The organism is Streptomyces sp. NPDC101178, from assembly GCF_044767965.1.
Taxonomy (GTDB): Bacteria; Actinomycetota; Actinomycetes; order Streptomycetales; family Streptomycetaceae; genus Streptomyces.
The window spans coordinates 487,838-506,193 of the sequence record NZ_JBIWOZ010000001.1 but is presented as its reverse complement, the minus strand read 5'-3'; the positions used below and the strand labels follow the sequence as shown (position 1 = coordinate 506,193).

General features: G+C 70.5%; 15 protein-coding genes. 7 read left to right on the top strand and 8 right to left on the bottom strand.

Annotated elements, in window-relative coordinates:
• The first annotated feature begins 149 nt into the window (after positions 1–149).
• A complete protein-coding gene (locus ACIRR8_RS02240) occupies positions 150–2,015 on the top strand; it encodes a hypothetical protein (RefSeq protein WP_404057994.1) in 1,866 nt (621 codons plus the stop codon).
• Positions 2,016–2,034: 19 nt separating this feature from the next.
• Here the strand turns inward: ACIRR8_RS02240 and ACIRR8_RS02235 are convergent, their stop codons facing one another.
• Entirely contained in the window at positions 2,035–3,477 is a 1,443-nt protein-coding gene (locus ACIRR8_RS02235) for an amino acid permease (protein ID WP_404057992.1), read from the bottom strand.
• A 143-nt stretch (positions 3,478–3,620) separates the two neighbouring features.
• A complete protein-coding gene (locus ACIRR8_RS02230; protein WP_404057990.1) occupies positions 3,621–5,048 on the bottom strand; it encodes an amino acid permease in 1,428 nt (475 codons plus the stop codon).
• A 263-nt stretch (positions 5,049–5,311) separates the two neighbouring features.
• Here ACIRR8_RS02230 and ACIRR8_RS02225 point away from each other — a divergent pair, with 263 nt between their 5' ends.
• Complete coding sequence (locus tag ACIRR8_RS02225) at positions 5,312–5,905, top strand: biotin transporter BioY (RefSeq protein WP_404057988.1); 594 nt, start codon at positions 5,312–5,314, stop codon at positions 5,903–5,905.
• A gap of 265 nt (positions 5,906–6,170) precedes the next feature.
• Here ACIRR8_RS02225 and ACIRR8_RS02220 read toward each other — a convergent pair whose 3' ends face one another.
• Positions 6,171–7,604 carry an amino acid permease gene (locus ACIRR8_RS02220; RefSeq protein WP_404057986.1) on the bottom strand — a complete coding sequence of 478 codons (1,434 nt, stop codon included), beginning with the start codon at positions 7,602–7,604 and terminating at the stop codon, positions 6,171–6,173.
• Between the two features lie 249 nt (positions 7,605–7,853).
• Here ACIRR8_RS02220 and ACIRR8_RS02215 point away from each other — a divergent pair, with 249 nt between their 5' ends.
• Together ACIRR8_RS02215 and ACIRR8_RS02210 are read left to right on the top strand one after the other, a co-directional pair.
• Positions 7,854–8,342: a ribose-5-phosphate isomerase gene (locus ACIRR8_RS02215; protein WP_404057984.1), complete on the top strand. Its 489-nt coding sequence runs from the start codon at positions 7,854–7,856 to the stop codon at positions 8,340–8,342.
• Between the two features lie 92 nt (positions 8,343–8,434).
• Positions 8,435–9,262, top strand: a complete 828-nt coding sequence (locus ACIRR8_RS02210; RefSeq protein WP_404057982.1) for an Fpg/Nei family DNA glycosylase — start codon at positions 8,435–8,437, stop codon at positions 9,260–9,262.
• 66 nt (positions 9,263–9,328) lie between these two features.
• On the opposite strand, the gene ACIRR8_RS02205 is transcribed toward ACIRR8_RS02210, so the two are convergent.
• A complete protein-coding gene (locus tag ACIRR8_RS02205; protein ID WP_404057980.1) occupies positions 9,329–10,564 on the bottom strand; it encodes a GNAT family N-acetyltransferase in 1,236 nt (411 codons plus the stop codon).
• Positions 10,565–10,669: 105 nt separating this feature from the next.
• Between ACIRR8_RS02205 and ACIRR8_RS02200 the strand changes: the two genes are divergently transcribed.
• Positions 10,670–11,815 (top strand): PP2C family protein-serine/threonine phosphatase, encoded by a 1,146-nt coding sequence (locus tag ACIRR8_RS02200; protein ID WP_404057978.1) that lies wholly within the window; start codon positions 10,670–10,672, stop codon positions 11,813–11,815.
• A gap of 102 nt (positions 11,816–11,917) precedes the next feature.
• On the opposite strand, the gene ACIRR8_RS02195 is transcribed toward ACIRR8_RS02200, so the two are convergent.
• Positions 11,918–13,123, bottom strand: a complete 1,206-nt coding sequence (locus ACIRR8_RS02195) for a cation:proton antiporter (protein ID WP_404057976.1) — start codon at positions 13,121–13,123, stop codon at positions 11,918–11,920.
• 225 nt (positions 13,124–13,348) lie between these two features.
• Between ACIRR8_RS02195 and ACIRR8_RS02190 the strand changes: the two genes are divergently transcribed.
• Positions 13,349–13,849, top strand: a complete 501-nt coding sequence (locus ACIRR8_RS02190) for an HD domain-containing protein (RefSeq protein ID WP_404057974.1) — start codon at positions 13,349–13,351, stop codon at positions 13,847–13,849.
• A gap of 77 nt (positions 13,850–13,926) precedes the next feature.
• Here the strand turns inward: ACIRR8_RS02190 and ACIRR8_RS02185 are convergent, their stop codons facing one another.
• Positions 13,927–15,069 carry an acyltransferase family protein gene (locus ACIRR8_RS02185; RefSeq protein ID WP_404057972.1) on the bottom strand — a complete coding sequence of 381 codons (1,143 nt, stop codon included), beginning with the start codon at positions 15,067–15,069 and terminating at the stop codon, positions 13,927–13,929.
• A gap of 454 nt (positions 15,070–15,523) precedes the next feature.
• Between ACIRR8_RS02185 and ACIRR8_RS02180 the strand changes: the two genes are divergently transcribed.
• The gene (locus ACIRR8_RS02180) at positions 15,524–15,718 is read left to right on the top strand and encodes a hypothetical protein (RefSeq protein ID WP_109165690.1); all 195 of its coding nucleotides are present in this window, start codon (positions 15,524–15,526) and stop codon (positions 15,716–15,718) included.
• A 1,292-nt stretch (positions 15,719–17,010) separates the two neighbouring features.
• Here the strand turns inward: ACIRR8_RS02180 and ACIRR8_RS02175 are convergent.
• Together ACIRR8_RS02175 and ACIRR8_RS02170 are read right to left on the bottom strand one after the other, a co-directional pair.
• The gene (locus tag ACIRR8_RS02175) at positions 17,011–17,520 is read right to left on the bottom strand and encodes a GNAT family N-acetyltransferase (protein ID WP_404057970.1); all 510 of its coding nucleotides are present in this window, start codon (positions 17,518–17,520) and stop codon (positions 17,011–17,013) included.
• Positions 17,521–17,545: 25 nt separating this feature from the next.
• The gene (locus ACIRR8_RS02170) at positions 17,546–18,319 is read right to left on the bottom strand and encodes a GntR family transcriptional regulator (RefSeq protein ID WP_055560450.1); all 774 of its coding nucleotides are present in this window, start codon (positions 18,317–18,319) and stop codon (positions 17,546–17,548) included.
• Positions 18,320–18,356: the final 37 nt, after the last annotated feature.

Here is an 18,356-nt window from a genome sequence, read left to right as displayed (position 1 = left end):
GCCGAAGACTGTGCGCTGAACACCACGCACCGAACGCCGTCCCCGGGTCACCGGCCACGAAGCCGTGCCGGTGACCCGGGCCTCCGGTCACCAGCCCGCCGGTGACCCGGACCTCCGGCCATGACCTCACCCTTCGTCATAATGCGCGGGTGAACAGAGCTCCTGTGCCCCTGCCCGCCGAGCACATACCCCCCGGCGCCGCCGACTGGCGTACCTCCGGCGCCGAACGCTGGCTCAACGCCGTTCCGGCCGGGTGGGCGCGCCCGTTGTGGTCGGTGGCGGCCCTCGTCGTCTCGATGGTCTGGTACCTGGCGGCGGGGCCCGCTCCCGCCTGCTCCTCCGCCGAGCCGTGCGGCACCGACTGGTGGGGTCTCGGGACGGCCGTCGTGCTGGCGCTGACCCCGTACTGGGTCTGGCGGCAGCCCCGGCTCGCTCTGGTGGGGCTGGCGGCCGGGGTGGTGGGGTCTGCCGCGGAAGGCGGGGTCACCGAGTCGTCGGCGGAGCCGTACGTCCTCGCCCACCTCGTGGCCGTCGCGTTCACCACCGCCGGGATCGTCCACCGGCTGGCCCTAGCCGGCCGGCAGCGGACGCTGGCCCTGGAGGCGGCCGGGCCGGCCGCACAGCCGCTGCCCGCCGCCGCGCGGACGTTCCGCCGCGGCCGCTTCTCCTTCGGCCTGGCCGCACTGCTGCTCGCCGTCGCCGGGTTCGGCTACTGGCAGGTCCAGCGGGTGGCGGACGCGTACGAGGAGCGGGCCGCGGCCGCCACGCGGCTGTCCGGACGGGTCGTGGCCCTGGAGCGCGACGACGACGGCATGGACATCGTGAAGGTGGAGGCCGACGGGCGCACCCACCGCTTCGAGACGGCCTTTCCGGAGAGCTTCCCCGAGGGCGGCACGGCCGATGTCGTGGTGGACGGCGACTGGGCGGCGCTGGTCGCGGAACCGTACGACGCCTTCGGCTGGGAGCTGCTGGTGTTCGCCGGCCTCGTCGCGTCGCTGGCGTTCTTCGTCAACGGCGTGGACGGAAGGACACGTTCGGTACGGCTGCGGCACGGGCCCCAGCCGGTGCTGAAGGTGCTGGTGCGCGAGGACCACGAGGACGGCCGCACCTGGGTGTTCGCGGCCGACGATCCGCAGGGCCTCCGACCGGTCCTGTACTTCCACTCACTGGCCGCCTCCGAGGAGGACGAGGAGGAAGGGCCGGAGGACGCGGAGGCCGTCGACCTCACAAAGGTCCGGGAGATCCTCCGCGGCGAGGACCCTCCACCGCCGCTGCGCGAGGCCGTCCTGTACGGCGTTCCGTACGCCGGTGCCGAAGTCGCCTTCGCCGCACGCGACGACGAGGACTCGCCCGAGGTCGCGGTGGAGTGCAGCGTCACCGCCGTGAAGCCGGCCGTCCCGGGGCCGGTGACGCGCGGACCCGGGCGCCCCAAGCGGAAGAACGCGCGGCGGCCCGTCGAGGAGATCGCCGCCACCCTGGCGCCCGTCGACGGCCTGCGGGTCTGGAAGGCGCACGGCCTCTCGCGGGCCGTGGGCCTCGGCCTGCTGGTGGTGCAGGGCGGCGGCATGTGGGCCATGCTCGACGACGGGCCGTCCTGGACCTGGCTCTGGCTGGTCGTGGGACTGCCGTGGCTGACGACCGCCGTCGCCACGGCCCTCACCTGGCGGATCACCGCCGACCGCGACGGGCTCTGGGTGACCGGGGCGTGGCGCGTACGGCGGATCGAGTGGGACGCGATCACCGCCGTACGCCACACCGAGGACGGCATCCGCGTCACCACCGGCAAGAACCACCCGGACGTCGCGCTGTCGCCGACCGGCTGGGCCTGGCTGGAACGCCGCCTGAACCGTGAGCCGTACGCGGTCCGCGCCGCCGACGAGATGCGGGCCCTGCACCTCGACCCGGAGCTGCGGCCCACCGAGGAGGCGCCGACGGCCCGGCAGGGCACGCCGGTCGGCCCGCCGCTGGTGGCCGTATCGGCACTGTGGGGCGCGGCGGTACTGCTTCTGCTGTGACCACCGCGCCCCGGACCGCCTACTTCCGCTGCGCCGGGATCTCCGCGGTGTCCTCGTCCCGGCGCCGCCGCTGACGTACGACGCCGATCCCGATCAGCACCGCCGTCAGCGCACCCGTGGCCAGCAGCTGGTCGCGGGTGTCCGGCTGGCGCAGCATCAGCAGGAAGATGCCCGCCATGCCCGCCAGCGCCACGATCGTGAGGACCGGGAAGAGCCACATCCGTACGACGAGCTTCTCGGGCGTCTCGCGCTCGGTGCGGCGGCGCAGGATCAGCTGGGAGACGGCGATGAAGATCCATACGACCAGGATCACCGCGCCGATCATGTTGAGCAGCCACGGGAAGACGTCGTCCGGCCGCCAGTAGCTGAGCAGCACGCACAGGAAGCCGAACACCGAGGAGAACAGCACCGCGTTGCGCGGCACCCCGGACGAGATCTTGCCGAGTACGGCCGGGCCCTGGCCCCGGGCGACCAGGGACCGGGCCATCCGCGAGGCGCCGTAGATGTTGGCGTTCATCGCGGAGAGCAGGGCGATGAGGATGACCACGTTCATGATCTGCGCGGCACCGCCGATGCCGAGGTGGTCGAGCATCGCGTAGAAGGGGCCGACCTCGGCGACCTTCGGGTTGTCCCAGGGGACCAGGGTGACGATGACGGCCATCGAGCCGATGTAGAAGACCGCGATGCGCCACATCGCCGTACGGACCGCCTTCGCGACGCCCTGCACCGGGTTCTCCGACTCGGCGGCGGCGATGGTGACCGTCTCCAGACCGCCGTACGCGAAGACGGAGGCGAGGAGCCCGATGATGAAGCCGTCCATGCCCTTCGGCAGGAAGCCGCCGTCACCGGTGAGGTTGGCCAGGCCGGGCGCCTCCGTGTCCGGGAGGACGCCGAGGATCGCCAGCAGGCCGAGCACCAGGAACAGCGTGATCGCGATGACCTTCAGCGCGGCGAACCAGAACTCGAACTCGCCGAAGTTCTTCACGGCCGCCAGGTTGGTCCCCAGGAAGACCACCATGAACAGGGCCACCCAGGCCCACTCCGGCGTCCCGGGCAGCCAGCCGCTGACGATCTGGGCCGCTCCGATCCCTTCCAGGCCGACGGCCACGCAGAGCAGGAACCAGAAGGACCAGCCCGCGGTGAACCCGGCCCACGGGCCGATCGCCCGCTCGGCGTGCACGGAGAAGGAGCCGGAGGCCGGGTTGGCGGCCGACATCTCGCCGAGCATGCGCATCACCATCATGACGAGCAGCCCGGAGAGCGCGTACGCGATGACGATCGACGGCCCGGCGGCGGCGATCCCGGCCCCGGAGCCGACGAAGAGCCCGGCGCCGATCACGCCGCCGAGGGCGATCATCGAGAGGTGGCGCTGTTTGAGGCCGTGGGTGAGCGCGGAGTCCGTCGAGGCTCCGGCGGCGGCTGCGGAGTCAGCGGTGGGGGGAGACACGGAGGTCCGAGACATGGACGAGCTCTGTTCGGTAGCTGAGACGAGGGACGGACCACAGTCTGAGCATCCGCACCGCTCACACGGAACGGGTGTCTGCTATACGGGCACGAGGCTCACACAAGGTGCACACCCGCCTAGCGGTCGGTAAGCACCGACCGCTACCGGCCGGTGGAGGCGGAACCCCTGCGCTCCCGCCACTGCCGGCCCACCGCCACCAGCAGCACCAGCGCCGTCGCGCCCGCCGACCACAGCACCTGCGGCCTCGCGTCGGCGTCCGTCAGCATCAGCACCAGCACGCCGAGCAGCCCCGCCAGCGTCAGCCAGGTCAGATACGGGAACCACCACATCCGCAACTCCAGCGCCCCCGGCGCCTCCCGCTCCAGCCGGGCGCGCAGCCGCAGCTGGGAGGCGGCGATCAGCGCCCAGACGAACAGCAGCACCGCGCCGACCGAGTTGAGCATGTAGAGGAACACGGTGTCCGGCCAGAGCAGATTGAGCAGGACGGAGACGAAGCCGAAGGCCACCGAGGCCAGTACGGCCCGCCGGGGCACACCGCCCGCCGTTCCCGGCTTACGGGACACCTTCAGCAGCCCGCGCGGCGCCTCCCCGCGCTCCGCCAGCGAGAACACCATCCGCGAGGAGCCGTACAGATTGGCGTTGAGCGCCGAGAGCAGCGCCACGAACACCACGATGTTCATGATCTGCCCGGCCGACGGCACCCCGATCGAGTCCAGCACCTTCACATACGGGCTCAGCCCGGCCTGCTGGGCGGTCCACGGCAGCACGGTCACGATGACCAGCATCGACCCGACGTAGAAGAAGAGGATGCGCACCACCGCACTGCGCACCGCGCGACCCACCGCGCGCGCCGGGTCGTCCGTCTCGGCGGCGGCGATGGTGACGACCTCCAGGCCCCCGAAGGCGAAGACCACGGTCAGCACGCCGGAGACGACCCCGCTCCACCCGTTCGGCAGAAAGCCCCCCTGCCCGGTCAGGTTGGTCATGCCGACCGGGTCGGTGTCCGGCAGCCACCCGAAGACCGCGCACAGACCCAGCCCCAGGAAGACGACGATCGCGCCGACCTTCAAGGAGGCGAACCAGAACTCGAACTCGCCGAAGTTCCTCACCGCCGCCAGGTTGGCCGCGGTGAACACCACCATGAACAGCAGCACCCACGCCCACGGTTCGACCGCCGGCACCCATCCATGGGCGATCTGCGCGGCGGCCGTCGCCTCCACGGCGAGGACCACCACCAGCAGGAACCAGTAGAGCCAGCCGACGCTGAACCCGGCCCACCGCCCGAGGGCCCGCTCCGCGTGCACGGAGAAGGAACCGGAGGCCGGCATCGCGGCGGACATCTCGCCGAGCATCCGCATCACCAGCATCGCGAGCGCGCCCGCGATCAGATACGAGACGACGATGGCGGGCCCCGCCACCGCGATGCCCGCGCCCGACCCGACGAACAGCCCGGCGCCGATCACGCCGCCGAGCCCGAGCATCGTGAGGTGGCGCTGTTTCAGGCCGTGTTCGAGAGGCTCCGCGGGGGTGGCGGGAGCCCCGGACGGGGTGGGGGGAGCGTCGTGCATGAGGTGCGAGTCACTCTCGGATCATTTATGGGGAACCTACAGTCTGAGCCTCCAAGGCCCCTCCCGGCAAAACGGGCCACCCGCCTCCTCACCTCAGTGACGAGCATCACGCCCAGCCGCGATTGCGAATGGACCTTTGTGCGAATCCCACCAACCCGTCAACCGCCGCTTTGTGGGCGGCTGATGGTGATCGAGCGCCGGCCCCTGGGCTAACGTCGGCAGCAGCCCCACCCCACCTGCCTGCCCTCACCCGCGGAGTCCCGATGAGCACTGCTGCCGCCCCCGTCCGTTCCGGAGCGGTCCTCGCCGACCTGCTGCCCGCAGCCCGGCACCGCTACGCCGTCGACGCGGCCCTCGTGGTGGGCGGCGCCGCCCTCACCGGCATCGCGGCCCAGATAGCCGTCCCGGTCCCCGGCTCCCCGGTCCCCGTCACCGGCCAGACCTTCGCCGCGCTCCTCATCGGCACCGCGCTCGGCGCCCGCCGCGGCCTCCTCTCCCTCGCGGTGTACGCGGTCGTCGGCATGGCCGGCATGCCGTGGTTCGCGGAGGGCACCTCGGGCTACGCGATGCCCTCCCTCGGCTACATCCTCGGCATGCTGCTCGCCGCCACCGTCGTCGGCGCCCTCGCGCGGCGCGGCGGCGACCGCTCGGTGCTCCGCACGGCGGGCACGATGGTGATCGGCTCCGCGATCATCTACGCCGTCGGCGTGCCGTACCTCGCGCTCGCCACCGGCATGTCCCTGAGCGCCGCCGTCGCGGCCGGTCTCGTCCCGTTCCTCATCGGCGACGCGCTGAAGGCGGCCCTGGCGATGGGCGCCCTGCCCGCCGCCTGGAAGCTGCTCGGCCGCCGCGGCTGAGCCCGCGCCGAAGAGCCACGGAAGAGGGGCCCCCCCCGGCGGGGGGCGGGGGGGGGGGGGGCCGCGCCCGCGGGGCGGCGGGAGGGGGGCGGGCGCGCGGGGCCGAGCGCCCGGGGGGGGGGCCCGCGCGCCGCGGCCCGGGCTGGGGGGGCCGCCGCCGGGGCCCCCCCCGCCCCGCCGCCCCCCCGCGGGGCCCCCCCCCGCCCCCCCCCCGGCCGGCCGGGGCCCCTCTTCCGTGGAGCCTTCAGGCGTCAGCGGCCGCGGATCACTTCGCGACGGCCTTGCGGCCGCGCGCCTCGCGCACCAGCGAGATCCCCACCACCAGCGCCGCGACCAGCAGCGACAGCACGACCTGCTCACGGGCGGTGTCGTCGGTCAGCATGTAGACCAGGACGAAGGAGATCGCCGCGATCGTCGCCCAGGTGAGGTACGGGAAGAGCCACATCCGTACGACCAGCTTGCCCGGCGTCTCGCGCAGGATGATCCCGCGCATCCGCAGCTGCGTGAAGCAGATGACCAGCCAGACGAAGAGCGCCACCGCGCCCGACGAGTTCAGCAGGAACTGGAACACCGTGTCCGGCCACTGGTAGTTGAAGAACACCGCCACGAAGCCGAAGACGACCGAGGACAGGATCGCCGCCTGCGGCACGCCGCGCTTGTTGACCTTGGCGAAGGACTTCGGCGCGTCGCCGCGCTCACCGAGCGAGAACGCCATCCGGGAGGCCGTGTACAGGCCGGAGTTGAGACACGACAGCACGGCCGTCAGCACGATGAAGTCCATGACGTTGCCGGCCTGCGGGATCCCGATCGAGTCGAGGGCGGCCACATAGCTGCCCTTCTCCAGGATCGACGGGTCGTTCCACGGCAGCAGCGTCAGCACGACGAAGATCGAGCCGAGGTAGAAGACGGCGATACGCCAGATCACGCTGTTGGTGGCCTTCGACACGGCCCGCTGCGGGTCCGAGGACTCACCGGCCGCCAGCGTCACGATCTCGCTGCCCATGAACGAGAAGACCACCATCAGCACACCGGTCAGGATCGCGCCCGGCCCTTCGGGGAAGAACCCGCCGGAGTCCGTGAGGTGCGCGAGCCCCGAGCCGGAGTTGTCCGAGCCGGGCAGGAAGCCGAAGACGGCGAGCAGGCCGACGACCACGAACGCGCCGATCGCCACGACCTTGATCCCGGCGAACCAGAACTCGAACTCGCCGTAACTGCCCACCGAGACCAGGTTGGTGGCGGTCAGCACGACCATCACGATCAGCGCCCAGGCCCACTGCGGGACGCCCGGGATCCAGCTCTCCAGGATCTTGGCGCCGGCCGTGGCCTCGACGGCGAGCACGACGACCCAGAAGAACCAGTAGAGCCAGCCGATGGAGAAGCCGGCCCAACGGCCCAGCGCCTGGTCGGCGTAGGCGGAGAAGGAGCCGGAGCTCGGGCGGGCGGCGGCCATCTCGCCGAGCATCCGCATCACGAGGACGACCATCAGGCCGACCATCGCGTACGAGACCAGGATCGCCGGCCCGGCGGCCGCGATCCCCGCGCTGGAGCCCACGAAGAGGCCCGCGCCGATCACACCGCCGATCGCGATCATCGAGAGGTGGCGGTTCTTCAGGCCTGCCTGAAGTCCGCCCGAGGAGTCGGGCCGATCCGGCTCACCGGGTTCGTGACCCGGCTCCGCCAGCGTCGTCTGCGACGTCATGGGGGGAAGTCCTAACGTTTCCGTGCATGAGGGTGTGCCCTGCTCCACGTGGGGTGGTGCGGAAGACAAGGCCACGCATTCAAGCCCGGAAGAAGGCAGAAGCGGAACCCTCTCATCCGGATCATTTGCCTGATCATTACCCAAGTGACGTGCGCCACATGGGCCGGACGAGCCGGACCGCGACGCCGACAGGACGGGCTCCGACCCCGCTGGCGGCTACCCCGCGCGGTTCGTGCCACACTTCGCTCCATGCGCGTGTACCTCGGATCCGACCATGCCGGTTACGAACTCAAGAACCACCTCGTCGAGTGGCTCGGTGCCCACGGGCACGAGGCCGTCGACTGCGGCCCCCACATCTACGACGCCCAGGACGACTATCCGCCGTTCTGCCTCCGTGCCGCCGAGAAGACGGCCGCGGACCCGGACAGCCTCGGCATCGTGATCGGCGGCTCCGGCAACGGCGAGCAGATCGCCGCCAACAAGGTCAAGGGCGTCCGTGCCGCACTGGCCTGGAGCGAGCAGACCGCCGCCCTCGGCCGTGAGCACAACAACGCCAACGTCGTCGCGATCGGCGGCCGGATGCACACGCTGGAGGAGTCGACCAAGTTCGTCGAGATCTTCCTCTCCACGCCGTACTCGAACGAGGAGCGCCACACGCGCCGCATCGAGATGCTCTCGGCGTACGAGAACACCGGCGAGCTCCCCCCGATCCCGGCTCACCACCCGCAGCAGGGCTGACCCTTACGCCACCTGTGCCGCCGGGTCCCGGACCCGGCGGCACGGCCATGTCACCGCCCGCCCTTCCAGAGGAACCACAGGAGCAGCCCACCGTGCCCGAGGGACACACGATCCACCGCCTCGCCCAGGACCACGCCGAGCGGTTCGCGGGCGGACCGGTCCGGGTGAGCAGCCCTCAGGGCAAGTTCTCCGACAGCGCGGCCCTCCTCGACGGACGCACCCTCACCACCACCGACGCCCACGGCAAGCACCTCTTCCTGGGCTTCGGCGACACCGGCTGGGTCCACATCCACCTCGGCCTCTTCGGCAAGCTCGGCTTCGGTACGGCCCCGCCACCGCCGCCCACCGACACCGTGCGCCTGCGCCTGGTCAACGCGGCCCACCACGCCGACCTGCGCGGCCCCACCACCTGCGCCCTGATCACCGGGCCCGAGAAGCGCGCGATACACGAACGGCTCGGCCCTGACCCGCTCCGCGGCGACGAGGACGGCGAGCGGGCCTGGCAGCGGATCTCACGCAGCCGGACCACCGTGGCCGCGCTCCTGATGGACCAGAAGGTCATCGCGGGTGTCGGCAACGTCTACCGGGCCGAGGTCCTCTTCCGCCACGGCATCGACCCGTACCGCGCCGGCAAGGACCTCACCCGCGCCGAGTGGGACGCCATCTGGGCGGACCTGGTCGAGCTGATGCACGAGGGCGTACGGAACAACCGCATCGACACCGTCCGCCCCGAGCACCTCCCCGAGGCGATGGGCCGCCCGCCCCGCAAGGACGACCACGGCGGCGAGGTCTACGTCTACCGCCGGGCCAACCTGCCCTGCCACATCTGCGCGAGCGAGATCCGGACGGCGGACCTCGCCGCCCGCAACCTCTTCTGGTGCCCGCGCTGCCAGGACCCGGGCCTGTCGTCCGAAGCCTGACCGCGCACGCGCCGTCCGCTCGGGGCCCGCGCCGGTCCGGGACCTGACCCGGGGACCCGTCTCCGCTCAGAAGTTGTGCGGCAACCACGGCTCCACGTGCCACGAGAATGCCGCCGAGACCTCCTCCACGGCCCCCGGCCGCACCTCCCGCACCCGTCCCGCCGCCGCGAGCGAGGTGAACGACACCCCGCCCAGATACGCGGCGCCCAACTCCCGTACCGACAGCTCCAGATCCGGCGCGCGATCCGGCGCACGCCGGCACGAGGCGCCGCCCTTCGCGTCCGCCACCAGATGCCAGCGCCCCGCGTTCCACGGGCAGAAGGCGTCCGCCACCTCCAGCACCACATCCACCGGCGTCCGGTACGCGCGCGCCTCCAGCGCCGCACCCACCTCCACCAGCCGTACGTAGAGCCCGTCCTGCACCCGCGCCTGGCACCGCCGCACGTCCGAGACCAGCTGCATCAGCGGGTCGTCCACCGGCCGCGGGCCCGCCTCCACGGACGACGTCAGGTCGATGCCGAACAGGAACCGCCACAGCGCCGCGTACGACGCCGGATCCAGCGCCCCCAGATCCCGCAGCGCCACCGTCCCCTTCGGCCCCGCCCGGTCCCAGTCCGGCCGCACCCGGAACGTGGCGTACCCGGTCACCTCGCCGTCCCGCTCGGCGAGCACGCACTGCAACGGCGAGGCACCGGCCCGGTCCTGCGCCGTGTCGATCACCGCGGACCGCTCCCACCTCGGCTGCCGCACCGGCGTCCCCGGACGCTCCGCGGCGAGCCGCCCGTACACCTCCTCGCAGGCGGGCAGGGCCGCCACCGGATCCGTGTACCGCACCCGTACGTCCTCCGTGCCCGGCGGGGAATCCAGCTGTACGCGAGAGGTGTCGACGTTCACGCTCAGGGCGCGGGTCGCGGCCCCGTAGCCGAAGCGCCCGTAGATGGCCGGTTCCGACGCCGTCAGCACCGCCAGCGGCTCACCCCAGGACCGTACGTCGTCCAGCTGGCGCCGCATCATCGACCGCAGCAGCCCGCGTCGCCGGTGCGTCCCCGCCACGCTCACCATCGTGACGCCCGCCGCCTCCACGGCCGCCCCGCCGGGCACGGTCAGCCGGAAGCTGTACGCCCCCGCCGTACCGACGCACACCTCTCCGTCCCAGAGCCCGACGGACCGGTCGTGCTCGGTCAGCTCCTGCCAGAGCGCACGCGATTCCGGGGCACTCGCCGCGCCTCCGAACGCACGCTCCAGACAGGCGAACCAGGGGTCCCATTCGGCAGGTCGCAGCACACGGGGTTCTGAAGTCATAGGCCATCCCTACCAGGGTGCGCCGAAGCGGACGACTCGATTTCGCCCGGATCGAGACCGGGGTCCCCCTGCACCGGCGGCGTCCGGGTGGATAGGGTCCCGGCAATGGCCCGTCGCGCAGGAGTGGACGACTTCTGGGCCCGGTGGCGCAGATCGGCGCACCGGGCCCGCATCGGGCTGCGCAGGTCTGGGGTGGACTACTTCCGCGGCGACGGCTCCGACTGGATCGCCCTGGCCGGTCTCCTGCTGACGATTCCGGCCATCACCTTCGCCACCATCGCCAGCCCGGTGTGGATCGACCCGGCCGCCCTCGCACTGCCCATCGTCGCGGGCGGCCTCCTGCTGCGCCCCGCCAGCCTGCTCGGTCTGTACGCCACGTCCGCCGCCGCCCTGATCGCGGAAGCGCTCATTCTCGGCCCGTACCTGGACGGCCCCGCCCGGGTCACTCCGGGCACCGTCCTCGTGGTCGCCGCCTGCGGGTTCTTCGGGCTGATCCTGGCCCAGTTCCGGGCCCGGGTCGGCGTGCCGTGGCGGCGCGGCGGCACGATGCTCTTCGACCTGCGCGAACGCATCCGGGTGCAGAGCTCCCTGCCCCGGCTGCCGCAGGGCTGGCACCGCGAGATGGCCCTGCGCCCGGCCGGCGGCCAGTCCTTCTCCGGCGACTTCGTCGTCGCGGCCCGCACCCACGGCGGCCGGACCCTGGAGGTCGTCCTCACCGACGTCTCCGGCAAGGGCATGGACGCGGGCTCTCGGGCCCTGCTGCTCTCCGGCGCCTTCGGCGGGCTGCTCGGCTCGCTGCCGCCGCACGGCTTCCTCGCCGCCGCCAACGGCTATCTGCTGCGGCAGGACTGGGACGAGGGGTTCGCGACCTCGATCCACCTGGTGCTGGATCTGGACTCCGGGGACTACGAGATCTTCTCGGCCGGCCATCCACCGGCCCTGCAACTGCACGCGGGCAGCGGGCAGTGGGAGGAGAAGTCGGGCGAGGGCCCGCTGCTCGGTGTCTACGACGGGGCCGAGTTCGACGCGGTGAAGGGCTCGCTCGCGCCGGGAGACGTGCTGATGCTCTTCACGGACGGCCTGGTGGAGGCGTCCGACCGGGATATCGCCGAGGGCATCGACCGGCTGACGGGTGAGGCCGAACGCTACGTCTCCACCGGTTTCGAGGGCGCGGCCTGGCATCTGATCGAGGCCTGCGCCAAGGATGTCAACGACGACCGGGCACTGCTGCTGCTCTCGCGCAGGGCCTGAGCGCCTCGGCCTCTCGTCAACGAAGAGGCACCCGTCACCCGAGGGTGATCATGTGGTGATCATCACCCTCGGGTGCTTCCCGGCGGCACCCTCCGCAGCCGTTCAGACCGACACCGGGACCTGTTCCTGATCCTTGTCGCCGTCCTTGCCGCCGCCGTCGTCCTTGCCGCCGCGTCCGCCGGGCAGGATCCGGGCCAGCCAGTGCGAGCGTCCGGCCGCCAGCGGGGCGAGGACGGCGAGCAGGAGCACATAGCCGGCGATGAACGGCGAGAGCCGGCTGTCGAGTCCGGCGGCGGCCGCCATCGTCGCGAGGATGAGCGCGAACTCGCCGCGGGCCACCAGCGTGGTGGCGATGTTGGCCGTGCCCTGCGAGCCGAAGTCGTAGATCCGGGCGGCGGCGAGACCCGCGGCCACGTTCATCGCGAGCGTCAGGACGACGGCCGCCAGCACCGGCCAGAAGACGCTCGGGAGGACGCCGGGGTCGATGGAGAGGCCGAAGGCGAAGAAGAAGATCGCGCCGAACGCGTCGCGCAGCGGGTGGACCAGCTTGAGGATGCGTTCGCCGGAGGTGGTCGAGCCGAGCATCAGGCCGACCATGAAGGCACCGATCGCGTCGGCGACGCCGAACATCTCGGAGACACCGGCGACGAAGACCGCGACACCGAGGAAGGAGATGACGAGGAGCTCGTCGTCCCGGGTGTTCATCAGCTTGCCGATGAGCTTCGTCCCGAACCGGGCCGCCAGAGCGAGCAGCAGCAGGAAGCCGAAGGCCTTGCCGGCGTCGACGAGCATGGCCGAGAGACTGTCCGCACCGGACAGGATCGGCTGGAGAGCGGCGAGGTAGAGGGCGAGGAAGACGTCCTCGACGACGATGATGCCGAGGATCGGCCGGGTCTCCGGGTTACCGATGCGGCCCAGGTCCACCAGGATCTTGGTGACGATGGCGGACGAGGATATGCCGAGCACACCGGCGAGGACCAGCGCCTCCGACGTGCCCCAGCCCAGTGCGAAACCGAAACCGAGACCGGCGCCCACGTTCAGGACCAGATAGGTCCCGCCCGCGATGGCCATCTTCCGGCCGCCCGTCCTGAGGTCGTCCATGTGGAACTCGAGCCCCAGGTAGAAGAGCAGGAGGACGAGTCCCAGCGCGGAGAGCATCTCCAGGTCGTGCGGGTTGGAGAGAAGCGTGTAACCAGGCGTATGAGGGCCGAGGAGGATGCCGGCCAGGATGAACAGGGGGATCGTCGGCAGCCCGATACGGCCGCCGAGGCGGGCGAGGACGGCAGCGGCCAGGAAGGCGCCGCCCATGGCGAGGAGGGTGTCTGCGTGTCCGATGAGCCTGTTCCTTCGGGATAGGTCAAGAAGGTGTCAAGAGGGTGTCAATAAACCGTCAGTAATTAGTTTACCGAACGATTGACTCTGCAACTGTGAGATCGCCGTATTGTCATCTTTTGTCGGATTGGGCGGTGGCGGCCGGTTCCGGCGACGCCGCAGGCCGGCGAGGGCGTTGACGTGCCGCCGTAGAGTCGGGCCATGTCCGGCACCCATCTGAACCTGGCCCAGGTCGAGGCCCTAGCCCGTGAGGCCCATGCGGCGCAGACCGACAAGGCGGGCCGCCCGTACACCGAACACCTGGCGGCGGTGGCCGAGGGCGTACGGGTGCGGGGCGGCACCGACCAGCAGATCGCGGCGGCCTGGCTGCACGACGCGATCGAGGACGATGCGCTCTCCGCCCGGTGGCTGGCCGGGGCCGCGCTGCCGCAGGAGGTCAAGGACATGGTCCTGGCCGTCACCAAACGGCCGGGCGAGGAGCTGACCTCGTACACCGCACGGATCCTCGCCACCGAGGGCGCGCTGCTCATCAAGGAGGCGGATCTGGCCCACAACGCCGATCCGGCCCGTCTCGCTGTCCTGGAGGAGCCGACCCGTACCCGGCTGACGGCGAAATATGCGCAGGTACGGGGGCTGTTGGGGCTGACCGGCGGAGGTTCGCCCTCCGACCGAAAGGTTTCGGCCAACCCGGAAACGCGCTGATCCACCCGCGGCCGGTGGCGCGGGTGGATCGGAGACCAAGGGTGTGCCCGGCGGATCAGGCACCAGGGGCAGCGGGTTCAGCGCTGGGCGGGGTCCTTCCGGAACGCCCACGGCATGTCAGGTTCGGTGGCGAACTTCAGCGCCCGGCCCACCGGCGGCGAGCACATGAGCGTCACCGCGACGGCGGCCACGGCCGAGACGACGACCAGGCCGACGGGGTCGGAGAGCCAGGTGTACCGGTCGAACAGGCCCGTGTAGACGGCCCCCTTGATCAGGAACCCGTGGAGCAGGTAGCCGCAGATCGTTCCGGCGCCCAGCGCCGTGAACCAGGTGTGCCGGCGCGGCACCCAGGCCAGGAAGCCGACGGTCAGCGCCAGCGCGCAGCCGAACAGGGCCAGGGACATCACCGCGCCCGACCACCACGGTGCGTCCCTCTCCTGGGCGCTGTTGGCACGGTAGAGCCAGCCGAGCTGCATGTGCGGGGCGATCCAGTACGCGAACAGCAGCGCGCCCGCGAACAGCGGCAGGGCCAGCAGCCGCACCTCGCGGCGCCGGACCAGCTGGAAGTGCTCCGGCTTCATCAGCAGGCCGAGGACGAAGAACGGCAGGAACTGGAAGACCCGCTGGAGATCCAGGTCGTCGCCGATGTCGGGGGAGACCGAGGCCAGCATCGCGATGGCGAGCGCCACCGGCAGCGGGTGGCGCAGTGTGCGCCAGATCGGCGTGGTGACCCGCCAGATGAACAGGGCGATCAGGAACCACGTCAGATAGAGCGGATCGGCCAGGCTGATCGCGGTGTCGGGGGAGTCGTCCACGTACCGCTTGAAGAGCGAATAGGCCGTCTCGAACAGGACGTAGGGCACGACGACGCCGGTGATCAGCCGCTTCACCTTCGGCGCGGACAGGTCGAAGTTACGGGAGAAATAGCCGGAGATGAGGATGAAGGCCGGCATGTGGAACGTGTACACGATCATGTAGAGCGCCCGGGTGGCCCGGCTGCCGTCCATCACCGGCTCCCAGGCGTGCGCCACCGCGACCAGCACGATGGCCAGGTACTTCACGTTGTCGAAGTAGGGGTCACGCTGCTTCGCCGCCGCCGGCGGGGCCTTGGGTGCCGGGGCGGTGGCCGTGGGGGTGGGCGTCCGCTCGGATCTGGGCTCCGATTCCCGGGTCGCCGGGGGGTGCGGGGCCCTGGTGAATACGCTCGGAGCTTGGAACATCTAAGGCACCTTAGACCCGTCGATTGCCGCGCGTAAAACCGCGTTGAGATGGCGCGTTTTCCCCTCTATTCGCGTTCGAAACAATCGACCACTGCCCGCTATGACACACTTGATCCCTCTTAAACAGGGAATATCGGCGGCGTGTTCGAGGAGTGAATTACCTCGCATCCGCGCACGCCAATTACCTGTGAACGACCTGTGGTGATCGAGGAAGCGATCACCACAGGCGGGTCGGTGAATATGCGCCGCGCGGATTTCGCGGCGGAAGCGCGGGGGTGCGGAGTGGAGCGCCGCCGAGCTGGGCAGGATGGCGGGATCCGGTCAGTGCGATCCGTCACCCGGCAGCAGACACGGGGGAGTTGGTGGCACGATGGACGCGACGGGGCGCGCAGTGGTGCGCGTTTCCGGACCGGCGAAGCGGACCGACCAAGACCGACCGAGGGTGTGATCAGACGTGGCTATCTCACTGTCTATGGTGCTGCTGTTCGCGGTCGTCCTGGTGGTAATGATCCGGGGCGGCTCCATCAAGCCCGGCCCCGCGCTCGTCGCCGTGCTCTTCGGCTTCTTCCTGGCGTCGACCGGCATGGCCCCGTCGATCAACAGGTTCATGAACTCGATAGCGGACACGATCAACCAGATCAGCTTCTGAGCCGGTCCGCCTCCCGTCCGCCGGAGGCCCGGTGACGCGAGAGGCCCGGTCCGACGGAGACGTCGGACCGGGCCCTGGCATGGAGCGGGCGACGGGAATCGAACCCGCGTAGCTAGTTTGGAAGACCCCGTACGTGGAAGTCCCCTGACCTGGCGTAATGCTGACCTGCGGGGTGCCTGTCCGCGCTCGCTGATTCCCCGGGGTTCCCCGTGAGATTCCGCGTTATCGGGCACGTGACGGGCATGGGGTGCGCCCCAGGAGGGTTGGCGAGGATGAGGGCCCCGCTGGCCGCCAGGGCGGAGATGAGCGTCCCCACGGCGGTCGCTGCCGCCGCGAAACCGTGCGATCGGCTTGCGGGAAGCCGGGGTGCAGCGCTAATCTGCCCACGCCTGGCCCTCTTGATTCTGCGAGAGGGTAAGTGGCGTGGGTTCTCTCGGTAGTTCATGGAACCTCCTGCGTAAGCCGAAGGTGCTTGGTCTCTCCAGCCGCCAAAGCAGATGAGATTGGGCACCTATCGGCATGCGTTGAGCGTCGGCAGTGCTGATGACCGCCTTGCGATGTCCCTGTGGGTTGCCGGGGAGCCGCAAGCGCGTCTGCCCATGCGTGCATGAGCCAAGACTGGGCTGGACTGTTGTTGCGTCGTGCCCGTTGCTGGAGTCTCTCCTAGGCGGGCCCTCAAAAGCAAGTTCCAAGGACTTTCCATGCGTTGACCTTAGATCCTTCTTGAGATCCGAAGGTTGGCCTGGTCGCTGGCGGGGTCTCTTCCTTGGAATCCAAGGTTTTCCTTGGTTTCCCAAGCTTCTGCGGGCCGGATCGGGCTTCGAAGCGAAGGTGGGCAGCGCTCTGACCCACCACTCACCCCGGCTCCCATCCCGTCCGCCTTCGACCCACACACCGTGGAGCGGTCGTGGTTCAGGGCGTCAAGGTGGAGCGCGCCACTGTACGAACGACCTTGACGCCCTGGGCCGCGACTGCTCGGCTCTGCCTGGGTCGAAGGTGGTCGGGATGGGAGCCCCACGACGCTCGCCCCGCTCCGGCCGGCACTCGCGAACGGTGCCCCGTCCCATCCCGGAGTCTGAGCGCCCCCGCCGGAGGCATCGTCGTGAAGCCGCGGGCTTGGTTCTCGTCTCATGCCCCCGGGCCTATCCAGTTGTGGGCGCGCGTCGGCGGCGGCAGCGCCGAGCGGGCCGAAGGCAGGAGCGCGGGCGCAGCCAGAGCCGGGAAGCGCGCCCGGCGGAGCGGAGCGCAGCCGGGTGCCTTGATGAGGTAGAGAAACCTGTAACGTCCCGGAGCTAGCTGGCGGGCCAGACGTAGCACTTGGCGGGGATCTGCTGACTGTCTCCGAATTGGTGCGTGGCTCCGCCGATGAACTGCCAGCCCAAGCGTTCGTAGAGGCGGATGGCTGCCTCGTCCTTCTCCATCACGTCGAGCACAAGGCGTAGGCCGTTCTCCTCGGCGTAGTCCATGGCTGCGCGCATGAGGCTTTCGCCCACGGCGTGCTTCCGCGCAGATCGCACCACGAACAGCCGGGCCAGTACACCGATGCGGGACTCAGCCTCTCCGCTCTGCTGCTGCCAGAGGGTGACGGCCTTCTCCCCCTCCGCCTTCATGATCGCGATATGCCCCACCACACCGTCCCGGTGAGCTACCCACGCCTTCACGACTCCCGGCGGCGTGATCCATGCCTCGGGGTCACCCACTCCCTCAACCGGATAGTCATCCGTCGAGTGGACTTCGACCAGGGCTGCCGCAGCTCCGGGAACGTCGGCATCTTCGATAGGGCGAATGGTGGTGTCAGCCACGCGAGTCCTCCAACGGAGCAGTGGGCTAGGAAACGGGCAGCTCGTAGAGGAGCCCGGTTTGATCGGCGCGGTGCACGTACCGGGACACCTCGAAAGGCTCCGAGTTCTGATCCAGGCTCGTGTGGAGCACTTCGAGTACGGGCACCCCTGGCAAGAGGTCAAGTACCCGGGCCTCTTCTGGTGAAGGCATCCGAGCGCTGATCTCGTCGCGCACCCGCGTCATCACGTGGCCCAGCTCCTCAAGGCGGCCGTAGATCCCGTTCGGCCCTGACTTCGCCTGCATAAGGAGAGTGCCCTCCGCCTCCTCCCAGCGCAGGTAGGTGGAGACGATCTGGACCGGCTCATCGTCCGCGAAGTAGTGGTTCTCGCGGTGCACGACGCTTTCGCTGTCGGCCGGGACTTGGAGCCGCTCCGCGACGTCGGAGGGCGGTACCTCGCGGGTGATGCTCAAGACGTCGATGCGCGGGACCTTGCCCTGCTTCTTGGCTTCCAGGCGGAAGGGGGTAAGCCCGGTCTCCCGGTTCGCGATTGAGTACCGATCGCTGCCGAAGCGGAAGAGACGTTGGGGTTCGCGTACGAATACGCCCCGACCGTGCTTCGCGGTCACGAGCCCCTGCTCGGCCAGGAGGCGGATGGCTTCTCGCGCGGTGTTGCGCGCCGCTCCGTACTGCTCGGCCAGGGCTCGCTCAGACGGGAGCTTCTGGCCGGCCTCCAGCTCGCCCCGCTCGATCGAGGCGCGGAGGGCGTCAGCGATTCGTCGGCTGGCTGGCTGCTGGGGGGAGCGGTCGGATGCGGTCATGAACCGAGCATAGCAACTGGCTTAAGCCAGCGTCTTG